The following is a 12,242-nucleotide window of genomic DNA, read 5'->3' as shown; positions in this document are numbered from 1 at the left end:
TGTTACTTTTTCGGCTTGTAAATCTGGTCAAACGTTCCGCCATCTCCGAAGTGATAGGGCTGTGCTTTTGCCCACCCCCCGAAGATTGGATCATCGATTGTCACCAGTTTCAACTCCGGCAGTTTTTTCAGGAGATCCGCCGATACCAGCTTGGGCTCGGAAGGGCGATAAAAGTGCTTCGCTGCAATGGTCTGGCCTTCTGCCGAGTAGAGATACTGGAGATAGGCTTCAGCCACCTTGCGCGTGCCCTTGGCATCGACATTGCCGTCGACAACGGCAACGGGCGGCTCGGCAAGGATGGATTGCGGCGGCACGACAATGTCGAATTTGTCGGCGCCGAATTCATTGGAGGCAAGATAGGCTTCGTTTTCCCAGGCAAGCAGCACGTCGCCAAGTTCACGCTGGGCAAAGGTCGTGGTCGATCCGCGTGCGCCCGAGTCAAGCACCGGGACATGCTGGAACAGATTGCCGATATAGTCCTTGATCTTGGCTTCGTCGCCACCGTATTGGCCATTGGCCCAGGCCCAGGCCGCAAGATAATTCCAACGCGCGCCGCCCGATGTCTTGGGGTTCGGCGTGATGACTTCGACGCCATCCTTGATGAGATCGCCCCAGTCCTTGATGCCCTTCGGATTGCCCTTGCGCACCAGGAAGACGATGGTTGACGTATACGGTGCGGAATTGTGCGGATATTTGGTGCGCCAGTCAGGATTGATCTTTTTCGTTGCCTTGGCGATGGCGGAGATGTCGCTTTCAAGCGCCAGCGTCACCACATCGGCATCGAGCCCGTCAATCACCGAACGGGCCTGCGCGCCGGACCCGCCATGCGATGTCTGGATGGTCAGCGTTTCCCCGGTATCCGCCTTCCATTTCGCCGCAAAAGCCGCGTTGTAGTCCTTGTAGAGCTCGCGGGTCGGGTCATACGAGACGTTCAGCAGCGTCGTATCCGCATGGGCGGCAGACAGCGATTGAAAGGAAACTGTTGCGGCGAATAAAGCAGCCGCAAGCGATAGGGATATACGGGAATGTTTCATGCCTGCCTCCGTGTAGTGTGACCTAAAGCGTAGCAGAGCGTCCCGCAGAGCGGGCGTTGGAAAGAATTCCTTTTATATCGATAAATTAGAAAATTCTACCTGAATACCATAGTCTACAGAAATGGTAGTCTATTCGGGATCGGTGGTGGAATTTGACCGCAGCAGGATTCTTTCCCGGCGGCAGGGAAGTGGTACCGGCCCGCGGCCGGTACCGGGCTGGAGGCCCTTATTTGCGTATCAGCAGGTCAACCGGCGTGATCTCTGCGACTTCGGTGTAAGTGGGGGTCACTGTCCTGGCTTCGATCGAGGCGCGCACTGTGAGTGGCGTGACAAAGATCGCCAGGGTCAGCAATGCGGTGGCGGCGATTGAAAGGCGTCGTTCCATGCGTGCGTTGATGATCATTGGTTTTCCCCTTCGTCCTAGTGGTATTTTGCCCGCAGCGGGCGGGAAATGATGTCGTCGATGGCAAATTTAGGGATCGGCAAAAGCACCTGATCCAGCTCGGCCAAGGTTTCGGCAAAACCGATGGCTGCATTCTCAACCTCTTCCTGGCGGGAGGGGCATGCCATGGCATTGAGGCAGGTTCGTGCCGCAAGCATGTCGCAATTTTGAAGTCCGGCGATCAGCCCCAAAGTCAGGCATTCTTCCTTGCACACGTGATGCGAGCCGAATGGAAACGTCTTCAGCGGGCACAGGGCGCAGTGGCGCAAGGTGCGGATGAAGAACGAGAGTTCCGACAGGGCGCGGTTGCCTTCACGGCTGCCGAGAATTTCGCTGTACAGGCCAAACGCCATTTCCCAGGCAATCACCGAACCGGTTTCAAAACCGGCAGTCCACCGGCGATAGCCTTCCAGCACGAGCTTCTCCGGAGCCCGGTCGAAATAGCAGCCTGTCCCTTGCCCTGCTTCAGATGCGCGTGGATACATGCCCACTCCCATCCTGTTCACTGTTGAGGCATGGGCGGGCAACGGGCTGCGTCAGCCGGTTCAGGCCGGGTGCGGGACGTGGAAGCTGCGCATGCAGCATGAAAACCACGCGCAGGCGTGGCAGAAAAAGACCTATCATAGGGTCCTCCAATCGAACGGGTTCAAGGCCCAGACATCAAAGGTATGCACTCGTGTGCTTGTGCATAAAGGCAATGACTTATTCCAAAGTCAAATGATAATTTTCGAAAAGCATGAAAAATATCAATAACTTAGAATGATTCTAGGAAATTATGAGTTTTTTAGTAGACAATTGTTCTGGCAAGCTGACAAATCATCGCACCCCGACGGCGCGCGACAGTCCGTTCCTTGCGTCATCCAGCCGAATGTCTTCTAGAGCTGCGTGACCATACGGTGCGAGGCGGGGTGGATCATCCGCACGAATGTGATCGGCTTCTGCGGCACGAAGGTGACGCGTTCCACAATGAACACGGCGTCCTTTTCGCTGACACCGAGAATATCAGCCTCCTGCGCGCTCGCCACGCCGGCGTGAAAGACGATCTCGGCCTGCGAGAACGGTGAGTGGGTCACCAGCCATTCGTTCGGGCTGATGGTCTCGAATGTCTCGCCGCGGATGGAAGGCACCGCATCGAGATTGATCCAGCGATCCTCATATTGATACGGCTTGCCGTCGGAGAGGTGCAGGCAGCGCACGTGCAGCATGTCCTTAGCCTTGGCGAGACCCATGCGGCGGGCAACGTCTCCCGGCGCTTTCTCCACCTGGTTGGAAAGCAGTCTGAACTGGTAGGCGCCGCCCTTTGTCTCGATTTCCTGCCGGACGATGGGAATGACAAAGCGCGCTTCCCGCATTGGGTGCAGGGCAACCCGGGTTCCGGCCTTGCGCTTGCGCACGAGGACGCCGCCCCGCGCCAGTTCCTGCAAGGCGCGGTTGACCGTGGCGCGGGCGCAGCCGAATTCAATGGACAGCACTTCCTCTCCGGGGATCAGTGCACCGGGTGCCCAGACCCGCTCGGCGATGCGCCGGGCCATTTCCGCTTTGATGGCATGGAAGGATTTTCGCGCTGTTGCCGTCACACCCGCTCCAGAACCGACGCAAGCCGCGTCTTGTAGGTTGCAAAGATTTGTTCCCGCGCGTGGTGACGTCCCTCATGCACCACATGACGGCCCGCCGACCACACATCGGTCACCGCGTGTCTGTCGCCCGCAAAAATCCAGCCGTCAAGCAACCGGTCACCCCGCAGGCCGAGGATCGCGGGATTATCGGTATCGAGTGCAACCATGTCGGCCCATTGTCCGACGGCAAGACTGCCGCCATTGCGGCCCAAGGCCTGCATTCCGCCCGCCAGCGCGGTGTCATAGAGCGTGCGGCCGTTGGATTTGCCATCGACGGAATGCGTGACCCGTGAGACATCGCGCAAACGCTGGCTGTATTCGAGCTGCCGCAGTTCCTCCGATGGCGAAATGCGGATGTTGGAATCCGATCCCGTCCCGAACCGCCCGCCCGCACCCAGGTAACGCACGCCATCAAAAATGCCATCGCCGAGACTTGCCTCGGTCAGCGGGCAGAGGCCGACCACCGCGCCGCTGGCAGCAACGCGCAAAGTTTCTTCCGGTGTCATGTGCGTCGAATGAATGAGGCACCAGCGCTCATTGACGGGCAGATGGTCCAGCAGCCAGCTCATGGAGCGCTGGCCATAGGCTGCCTGCACCTCTTCCAGTTCCGGCAGCTGTTCGGCGATGTGGATGTGGAAGGGCATGGCGGCAAACCGGCGCTCCAGCTCCAGAAGGTCGCGTTCGCTGACGGCGCGGATCGAATGCGGTGCGACGCCGAAACCAGCATCGGGACCTGTTTGCCGCGCCGATTTTTCCGCTGCCTGCGCCAGTTTGGAAAAGCGCTCGACATCATTGCCGAAACGCAATTGCCCGCCCGCCAGCCCGCGTCCGTCAACGCCGCCCTGCGCATAGGCAACCGGCAGCAATGTCAGGCCGATACCGCTCGCACTGGCGGCAGCGGCGATGCGCTCCGACAATTCGCCGAGGCTGGCATAGGGGGTGCCGCCCGGCTGGTGATGGACGTAGTGAAATTCGGCCACGCTGGAATAGCCGGATTCGAGCATTTCGACGAATGCGAAGGCAGCGATGGCTTCGATGTCGTCGGGATCGAGAATATCGAGAAAGCGGTACATGATCTCCCGCCACGTCCAGAAACTGTCGCGGCCCGCCGGGCTGCGCGCTTCGGAAAGGCCGGCCATGGCCCGCTGGAATGTGTGGCTGTGCAGATTGGCCTGCGCCGGGAGGAGAACAGCGGTGCGATGACTGTCAACGGGCGCACTGCTGTTTGCGTCCACCGACACGATCTGCCCGCTCGCGCCGATCTGCACGAGGACGTCGCGTTCCCAGCCATTTTCCGTGAGGGCCGTGCTCGCAAAAACAGATTTTTTGGCTTCGCTCATTTCTTCTCTCATCCCCGGATTGACATAATATGTATATACATAATAACGTCATGAGCAAGCACTAATGGGGATGGTATCAAGGCCTATGAGGAAAATTCTGTCCGGATTGAGGATCGCGACGCTGGAGAATACCGGTGCGCCCTATGGTCTGATCGACGCGGGTGCGATCGGCATTGAAGGGGATCGTATTTCCTGGGTTGGCACCGCTGTTCCGGATGACTGGAAAGCTGTCGAGGTGCAGGATTTCGGCGGCCGCCTGGCGACGCCGGCACTGATCGACTGCCACACTCATCTGGTTTTCGGCGGCAACCGCGCCCGTGAGTTTGAAATGCGCCTCGAGGGCGCCAGCTATGAGGAAATCGCCCGGGCTGGCGGCGGCATTGTTTCCTCGGTGAAATCGACCAATGGTCTGTCGGAAGATGAACTCGTCGCGCAAAGCCTGCCGCGGCTTGACACCCTGCTGGCGGAGGGCATTTCCACCGTCGAAATCAAATCCGGCTACGGCCTCAACATTGAGACGGAGCTGAAAATGCTGCGGGTGGCGCGCCGCCTCGGCACGCTGCGTCCCGTGCGCATCCGCACCAGCTATCTCGCTGCCCATGCGGTGCCGCCGGAATATAGCGGCCGCGCGGATGATTACATCAGCGAAGTTGTGCTGCCGGGTCTCGACGCCGCCCATGCGGAAGGTCTGGTCGATGCGGTCGACGGCTTTTGCGAAGGTATTGCCTTCTCGCCGGCCCAGATCACGCGTGTGTTTGACCGGGCGAAAGCCCTTGGCATTCCGGTCAAGCTGCATGCGGAACAGCTGTCCAATCTCGGTGGCGCCAAACTCGCCGCCTCCTATGGCGCACTGTCTGCCGATCATCTTGAATATCTCGACGAAGACGGCGCCAGAGCCATGGCCGCCGCAGGCACGGTTGCGGTGCTTCTGCCCGGTGCCTTCTATGCATTGCGGGAAGAACAGGCGCCGCCGGTCAAAGCCCTGCGTGCCGCCGGTGCCCGCATCGCCATCGCCACGGACTGCAACCCCGGTACATCGCCGCTGACATCGCTGCTCCTGACCATGAACATGGCCTGCACCCTGTTCCGCCTGACGGCCGAGGAAGCGCTGGCGGGTGCAACGCGCGAGGCGGCGCATGCGCTGGGATTGCAAAACGAGCTTGGCACCATCGCTCCCGGCAAACGCGCCGAAATCGCCATCTGGAACGCCGCGCAGCCCGCAGAACTCTGCTACCGCATCGGCTTCAATCCCCTCCACCAGCTTATCTTGAAGGCTTGACCATGACTGTCGTCCTCCACCCCGGTTCCGTTCCTCTGGCTGAACTGGAAAAAATCTATTGGCAGGGCACGCCTGTCCGGCTCGATGCATCGTTTCATAAGGGGATTGCAGCCGCGGCTGCGCGTATCGCCGAAATCGCAGCCGGCAGCGCGCCGGTCTATGGCATCAACACCGGCTTCGGCAAGCTTGCTTCGATCCGCATCGACGCCGCCGATGTGGGGACGCTCCAGCGCAATCTGATCCTGTCGCATTGCTGCGGTGTCGGCAACGCGCTGCCGGAAAACATTGTCCGCCTGATCATGGCCCTGAAGCTGATCTCGCTCGGCCGCGGCGCTTCGGGTGTGCGCCCGGAACTGATCAGCCTTATCGAAGCGATGCTGGCCAAGGGCGTCATTCCTGTCGTTCCCGAGAAAGGTTCCGTGGGCGCTTCCGGCGATCTGGCGCCGCTGGCGCACATGGCCGCGGCGATGATCGGCGAGGGTGACGTGACCTTTGGCGGGACGCGGATGCATGCCAGCGAAGGCCTCGCCAAGGCCGGTCTCACGCCGGTCGTGCTCGCCGCCAAGGAAGGGCTTGCGCTCATCAACGGCACGCAGGTTTCAACGGCGCTGGCGCTCGCGGGCCTGTTCCGGGCGCATCGCTCTGCGCAGTCGGCCTTGATCACGGGGGCCCTGTCCACCGATGCGGCGATGGGTTCCTCAGCGCCGTTCCACCCCGATATTCACACCCTGCGCGGCCATCGCGGCCAGATCGATACGGGCGCCGCGTTGCGCCGCCTGCTCGAAAATTCGCCGATCCGCGAAAGCCATATCGAAGGTGACGAGCGCGTCCAGGATCCCTACTGCATCCGCTGCCAGCCCCAGGTCGACGGCGCCTGCCTCGATCTCTTGCGCATGGCGGCGCGCACGCTGGAAATCGAAGCCAATGCGGTCACCGACAATCCGCTGGTTCTCAGCGACGGCTCGGTGGTATCGGGCGGAAACTTCCATGCGGAACCTGTTGCTTTCGCCGCCGATCAGATTGCGCTTGCCATCTGCGAAATCGGCTCGATCGCCCAGCGCCGTATTGCGCTGCTGGTCGATCCGGCATTGAGCTACGGCCTGCCTGCTTTCCTTGCCCGCAAACCGGGTTTGAATTCCGGCCTGATGATCGCCGAGGTCACCTCGGCGGCGCTGATGTCGGAAAACAAGCAGATGTCGCATCCGGCCTCGGTTGATTCCACGCCGACCTCGGCCAATCAGGAAGACCACGTGTCCATGGCCTGCCACGGCGCGCGCCGCCTGTTGCAGATGACGGACAATCTGTTCTCCATCATCGGCATCGAGGCACTCACCGCCGCGCAGGGCATCGACCTGCGCAGCCCGCTGCAGACCAGCCCGGAACTCACCCGCGCCCATGCCGCGATCCGTTCCGTCGTGCCGACGCTGGACGAGGATCGCTACATGGCGCCGGACCTGAAGGCCGTGTCCGATCTCATTGGTTCCGGGGCGCTCAATTCAGCAATCTCCCCCGACATCCTGCCAGCACTGGATACCGGCCTATGAGTGTTGTTGACGTCAAGCAGGGGGCGTCTCCGGTCATTCTTGGCCTGCCGCACACCGGCACCGAGGTTCCCGCCGATATATGGGAAAGGCTCAACGAAAACGGCCAGTTGCTGGCCGATACGGACTGGCATATCCATACGCTTTATGACGGGCTTCTGCCGGAAGCGACGACCGTTCGTGCCACCTTTCACCGTTATGTGATCGATGCCAACCGCGATCCGGAAGGCGTCAGCCTCTATCCCGGACAGAACACCACCGGCCTCATCCCGGAAACGGATTTCGACGGCAGGGCGATCTGGCGTGACGGCGAAAAACCCGCCGCCGCCGATACGCAAAAACGGCTTGAGCATTTCCACAAGCCCTATCACGCCGCCCTGGCGGCGGAGATCAAGCGCGTGCAGGACATTCACGGCCTCGCCATTCTCTATGATTGCCACTCCATCCGCTCGCACATCCCGTTTCTGTTTCAGGGCAAGCTGCCGGATTTCAACATCGGCACCAATCAGGGCACAAGCTGTGCGCCGGAGGTGGCGGCAGCCACCGGCCGGTTTGCCTTTGCCGCACCGGGTTACGACGGCGTGATGAACGGGCGCTTCAAGGGCGGCTGGACCACGCGCCACTACGGCAAGCCGGAAAAGGGTGTGCATGCCATCCAGATGGAGCTGGCGCAGTCCACCCATCTGCAGACCGAAGCGCCGCCCTTTGCCTATGACGAGACGAAGGCCGAGCGCCTGCGCAAGCATCTCAAGGACATTCTCGAAAATCTCGAACAAACCGCCTTCAAGCTCGGGAGCTTAAAATGAACAATCCACGTCACAATATCCGTGAAATCCGCAGCCCCCGCGGACCGGAACTCAATACCAAATCCTGGATGACAGAAGCGCCCCTGCGCATGCTGATGAACAATCTTGATCCGGACGTGGCCGAAAATCCCAATGAACTGGTGGTCTATGGCGGCATCGGCCGCGCCACCCGCACATGGGACGATTTCGACAAGATCGTCGCAACCCTGAAGACCTTGAACGAGGACGAGACCCTGCTGGTGCAGTCCGGCAAGCCGGTCGGCGTGTTCCGCACCCATGCGGATGCGCCGCGCGTCCTCATCGCCAATTCCAACCTCGTTCCCCATTGGGCGACATGGGATCATTTCAACGAACTGGATAAGAAGGGCCTGGCCATGTACGGCCAGATGACCGCCGGTTCGTGGATCTATATCGGCACGCAGGGCATCGTGCAGGGCACCTACGAGACCTTCGTCGAGGCGGGCCGCCAGCATTACGGCGGCAATCTCAAGGGCAAGTGGATTCTCACCGGCGGCCTTGGCGGCATGGGCGGCGCACAGCCACTGGCGGCTGTCATGGCCGGTGCCTGCTGTCTCGCCATCGAGTGCAATCCGGATTCGATCGATTTCCGCCTGCGCACCCGTTATGTCGATGCCAAGGCCGAAACGCTGGATGAGGCGCTTGCAATGATCGACCGCTGGACCAAGGCGGGTGAAGCCAAGTCCGTCGGTCTCCTCGGCAATGCAGCGGAAATCCTGCCGGAACTGGTGCGCCGCGGCGTGCGTCCCGACATTGTTACCGACCAGACCTCGGCGCATGATCCGATCAATGGCTACCTGCCCAAGGGCTGGTCGATCGCCGAATGGAAGGCCAAGCGCGAAAGCGACCCCAAGGCTGTCGAAAAGGCTGCCCGTGCCTCCATGCGCGAGCATGTGGAGGCGATGATTGCTTTCTGGAACGCCGGCGTACCGACGCTCGACTATGGCAACAATATCCGTCAGGTCGCCAAGGACGAAGGACTGGAAAATGCCTTCGCTTTCCCCGGCTTCGTTCCCGCCTATATCCGTCCGCTGTTCTGTCGCGGTATCGGTCCGTTCCGCTGGGCGGCGCTGTCGGGCGATCCGGAGGATATCTACAAGACGGACGCCAAGGTGAAGGAACTCACCCCCGGCAATACCCATCTGCACAACTGGCTCGACATGGCGCGCGAGCGTATCGCCTTCCAGGGCCTCCCCGCCCGCATCTGCTGGGTCGGCCTCGGTGATCGGCATCGCCTTGGCCTTGCCTTCAACGAAATGGTGCGCAACGGCGAACTCAAAGCCCCCATCGTCATCGGGCGCGATCACCTCGATTCCGGTTCCGTCGCCTCGCCGAACCGCGAGACCGAAGCAATGAAGGACGGTTCGGATGCGGTTTCCGACTGGCCGCTGCTCAATGCCCTGCTCAACACGGCATCAGGCGCCACATGGGTGTCGCTGCATCATGGCGGTGGTGTCGGCATGGGCTTCTCGCAGCATGCGGGCATGGTGATCTGCGCCGACGGCACGGATGATGCGAAGCGCCGCATCGAACGGGTTCTGTGGAACGATCCCGCCACCGGCGTCATGCGCCATGCGGATGCGGGCTACGAGATCGCCATCGATTGCGCCCGGGAAAAGGGCCTCAACCTGCCGGGTATTCTCGGCTGATGCGCATCCTGCGTTCGGCCGGACACCGGCAGATGCCTTGGAAAAACGGCAAGGGCGTCACCACCGAGATTGCCGTTTTTCCCGAAGGCGCATCGGTCGACAGCTTTGACTGGCGTATCAGCGTGGCAAACGTTCCGGAGTCCGGCCCGTTCTCGGCCTTTCCGGGCGTCGACCGCGTGCTGGCCGTGCTGGAAGGCGAGATGATATTGAGTGTGGATGGCCGGCCGCCTGAAACGCTCGGTCCATTGTCTCCGGCGATTGCCTTTCCCGGCGATACCCCGACGAGCGCGGTGGTGCTGCGCGAGGTTACGGACCTCAACGTCATGGTCCGGCGCGGAAAATTTACAGCGCAGGTCAGAAGGTGTAGCGACGCGATTGTTGCGGGCAAGGGCGGCCATGCATTTCTGATTCTGCGCGGCGAGGCAGAACTCACGAGCGGCGAAACGCTCGGCGCAAATGATGTTCTGCAACTCGCCCAAGCCGAAACGGTGACGTTCAAAGATGTACCCTCGAGCGCATGGCTGGTGGAGATCGACCGTCTTCCTGCCTAGGCGATCCGGCATTTGTCGCTTTGCCGCATAGATTTCCCGCGCAAGCTGCGTTATCTGGTTGGCAGGAACCGCAAAACGGGGATGTGATGCGCAAATACGGATACGATTGGCAACTGGCGGTGCGCATGCTGTGCGCGCTGGCGCTTGTCTTCGTCGCCTTTGCCCATCAGCCGGTCATTGCGGCATCCAATAATCAGATTGATCTTGCCGCCTATACGCTGCCCGACGGCACTGTTCCCGTGCTCTGCCTTCCCGGCAGCGGTGACCAGGACCCGCACAAGAGCGCATGGCACGGCACGGGCTGCGAAGCCTGCCGTATTTCCGCATCGTTCATTCTCCCTGTTCCGCCTCACACCGGCGGTCAGCGCGTCGAACCGGCGGTATCGCTCGCCATCAAGCGCGAAGCGGTGCTGATTGCCCGCAGCCTCTATCCTCCGGCAGCACCGCCCCAGGCTCCCCCTCTCGTCTGACACAAACTTTTCGAACGCTGGTCCGCCATCGGTCGGAAAGGTTGCGCCGTTTTGGGCGCGCCCATTGGTCTTTCACAGGCCAACATTGTTGCTGTCAGACGATTGGAACACGCATGAGCGTCTCAAGCATGGCTTCGCAGAAGCCCAAGGACATCAGTCAATCCCTCTACCGCGCCATCTGGCGCTGGCATTTTTTCGCCGGCCTTCTGGTCATCCCCTTCATGCTCAATCTCGCCATCACCGGCGGGCTCTATCTCTTCAAGGATGAAATCGACAATACGGTGTTTGCCTACCGCAATGTCGTCACGCCGCGCAGCGAGGTGCTTGCGCCGTCGCTGCTGATCAAGAACGCCGAGGCTGCGGTCCCCGGCGCAACCATCCTGCGCTATCGCGACCCCTCCACGCCGACCCAGTCCACCCGGGTTATCCTCGGTACGGATGCCGGGAAGGTCCTTGTTTTCGTCGATCCCTATACCGGCTCGGTACTCGGCAAGGTTGCCGAGAAGCAGGAATTCAATTGGGTCGTGCGCAAGATTCACAGCCTCGTCTATTTCGGGCTGGCGCTTGACCGGGTTGTCGAGGCCGTTGGCGGCCTCGCGCTGATCCTTGTCGTCACCGGCTTTTATCTATGGTGGCCGCGCAAGCAGAAAGGCGGCGTCATCACGGTTCGCGGCACGCCCGACAAGCGCATCTTCTGGCGAGATCTGCATGCGGTGACCGGTGCTGTTGCCGGGGCTTTGATCTTCTTCCTCGCCATTACGGGCATGCCGTGGTCGGCCTATTGGGGCGACAAGCTCAATGCCACCCTGGCGGATAAGGGCCTCGGATACCCCACGCAGCTGTGGAACGACGTTCCGGTGTCAAAAATTCCGACAAAGGATGTGCTGACCGAGGCGGGCTGGACCATCGAAAACGCCCCGGTTCCGGCATCGACAGCCGATGGGGCGATGAAAAGCGTCGGCCTTGACCGGATCGTGGCGTCCGCCAGGGCCGAAGGCATCACGCCGGGCTTCGAGGTATCGCTGCCGTCGGGACCGGAAGGCGTCTATACCGCGGCGATTTTCCCGGACGATATCGCCATGCAGCGGACGATCCATTTCGATCAGTACAGCGGCAAACCACTGGTCGATCTGAAGTTTGCCGATTATGGCGCGGGTGCCAAGGCCATCGAGTTCGGCATCGGCGTCCATATGGGGCAGTATTGGGGCCTCCTGAACCAGATCGTCATGTTGGTCACGTGCTTTGCCATCATTCTCGCCGCGGTTTCCGCCGTGGTCATGTGGTGGAAGCGTCGTCCCTCGGGGCGTCTGGGGGTGCCGCCCATGCCATCGCAAAAAAGCGTCTTTGCCGCGTTGACCCTGGTCATCCTCGGCTTCGGCGTGCTCTTCCCGCTCACGGGTTTTGCCATTCTCGCCATGCTGGTTCTCGATCAGTTGATCCAGCGTGTTCCTTCCCCGCTCAAACGCGTATTCTCATAAACAACGGAACTGGAGAAC

13 protein-coding genes are annotated in these 12,242 nt (G+C 61.0%); 7 read left to right on the top strand and 6 right to left on the bottom strand.

The window, feature by feature from the left end:
- Positions 1–2: 2 nt before the first annotated feature.
- The 6 genes from ACZ25R_RS19720 to ACZ25R_RS19695 all read right to left on the bottom strand — a co-directional run bounded on the left by ACZ25R_RS19720 (position 3) and on the right by ACZ25R_RS19695 (position 4,432).
- Positions 3–1,034 (bottom strand): sulfate ABC transporter substrate-binding protein, encoded by a 1,032-nt coding sequence (locus ACZ25R_RS19720; protein WP_472461963.1) that lies wholly within the window; start codon positions 1,032–1,034, stop codon positions 3–5.
- 226 nt (positions 1,035–1,260) lie between these two features.
- Positions 1,261–1,437, bottom strand: coding sequence for a hypothetical protein (locus ACZ25R_RS19715; protein ID WP_472461962.1), 177 nt, complete (start codon positions 1,435–1,437; stop codon positions 1,261–1,263).
- 17 nt (positions 1,438–1,454) lie between these two features.
- Positions 1,455–1,961: a hypothetical protein gene (locus ACZ25R_RS19710; RefSeq protein WP_464662325.1), complete on the bottom strand. Its 507-nt coding sequence runs from the start codon at positions 1,959–1,961 to the stop codon at positions 1,455–1,457.
- The gene (locus ACZ25R_RS19705; RefSeq protein WP_472461961.1) at positions 1,942–2,100 is read right to left on the bottom strand and encodes a hypothetical protein; all 159 of its coding nucleotides are present in this window, start codon (positions 2,098–2,100) and stop codon (positions 1,942–1,944) included. Before ACZ25R_RS19705 ends, ACZ25R_RS19710 begins: the two co-directional genes overlap by 20 nt.
- A 251-nt stretch (positions 2,101–2,351) precedes the next feature.
- On the bottom strand, positions 2,352–3,053 hold the full coding sequence (locus ACZ25R_RS19700) for a GntR family transcriptional regulator (protein ID WP_223612238.1): 702 nt from the start codon (positions 3,051–3,053) through the stop codon (positions 2,352–2,354).
- On the bottom strand, positions 3,050–4,432 hold the full coding sequence (locus tag ACZ25R_RS19695; protein ID WP_472461960.1) for a formimidoylglutamate deiminase: 1,383 nt from the start codon (positions 4,430–4,432) through the stop codon (positions 3,050–3,052). The genes ACZ25R_RS19700 and ACZ25R_RS19695 overlap by 4 nt, the downstream gene beginning before the upstream one ends.
- Positions 4,433–4,517: 85 nt before the next feature.
- Between ACZ25R_RS19695 and hutI the strand changes: the two genes are divergently transcribed.
- From hutI to ACZ25R_RS19660, 7 genes are all read left to right on the top strand, one after another.
- The gene (gene hutI, locus ACZ25R_RS19690; protein ID WP_472461959.1) at positions 4,518–5,711 is read left to right on the top strand and encodes an imidazolonepropionase; all 1,194 of its coding nucleotides are present in this window, start codon (positions 4,518–4,520) and stop codon (positions 5,709–5,711) included.
- A gap of 2 nt (positions 5,712–5,713) precedes the next feature.
- Positions 5,714–7,255 carry a histidine ammonia-lyase gene (gene hutH, locus ACZ25R_RS19685; protein WP_472461958.1) on the top strand — a complete coding sequence of 514 codons (1,542 nt, stop codon included), beginning with the start codon at positions 5,714–5,716 and terminating at the stop codon, positions 7,253–7,255.
- Positions 7,252–8,058, top strand: coding sequence for an N-formylglutamate deformylase (hutG, locus tag ACZ25R_RS19680; RefSeq protein WP_472461956.1), 807 nt, complete (start codon positions 7,252–7,254; stop codon positions 8,056–8,058). Before hutH ends, hutG begins: the two co-directional genes overlap by 4 nt.
- On the top strand, positions 8,055–9,725 hold the full coding sequence (gene hutU / locus ACZ25R_RS19675) for a urocanate hydratase (RefSeq protein ID WP_346305101.1): 1,671 nt from the start codon (positions 8,055–8,057) through the stop codon (positions 9,723–9,725). Before hutG ends, hutU begins: the two co-directional genes overlap by 4 nt.
- A 32-nt stretch (positions 9,726–9,757) precedes the next feature.
- Positions 9,758–10,276, top strand: coding sequence for a HutD/Ves family protein (locus tag ACZ25R_RS19670; protein ID WP_472461955.1), 519 nt, complete (start codon positions 9,758–9,760; stop codon positions 10,274–10,276).
- 86 nt (positions 10,277–10,362) lie between these two features.
- Positions 10,363–10,746 carry a hypothetical protein gene (locus ACZ25R_RS19665; protein ID WP_403169282.1) on the top strand — a complete coding sequence of 128 codons (384 nt, stop codon included), beginning with the start codon at positions 10,363–10,365 and terminating at the stop codon, positions 10,744–10,746.
- Between the two features lie 113 nt (positions 10,747–10,859).
- Positions 10,860–12,224, top strand: coding sequence for a PepSY-associated TM helix domain-containing protein (locus ACZ25R_RS19660; protein WP_472461954.1), 1,365 nt, complete (start codon positions 10,860–10,862; stop codon positions 12,222–12,224).
- The last annotated feature ends 18 nt before the right edge of the window (positions 12,225–12,242 follow it).

This window comes from Phyllobacterium sp. RCAM01083 (genome assembly GCF_055685835.1).
This window is presented reverse-complemented; position numbering and strand designations above follow the sequence as displayed.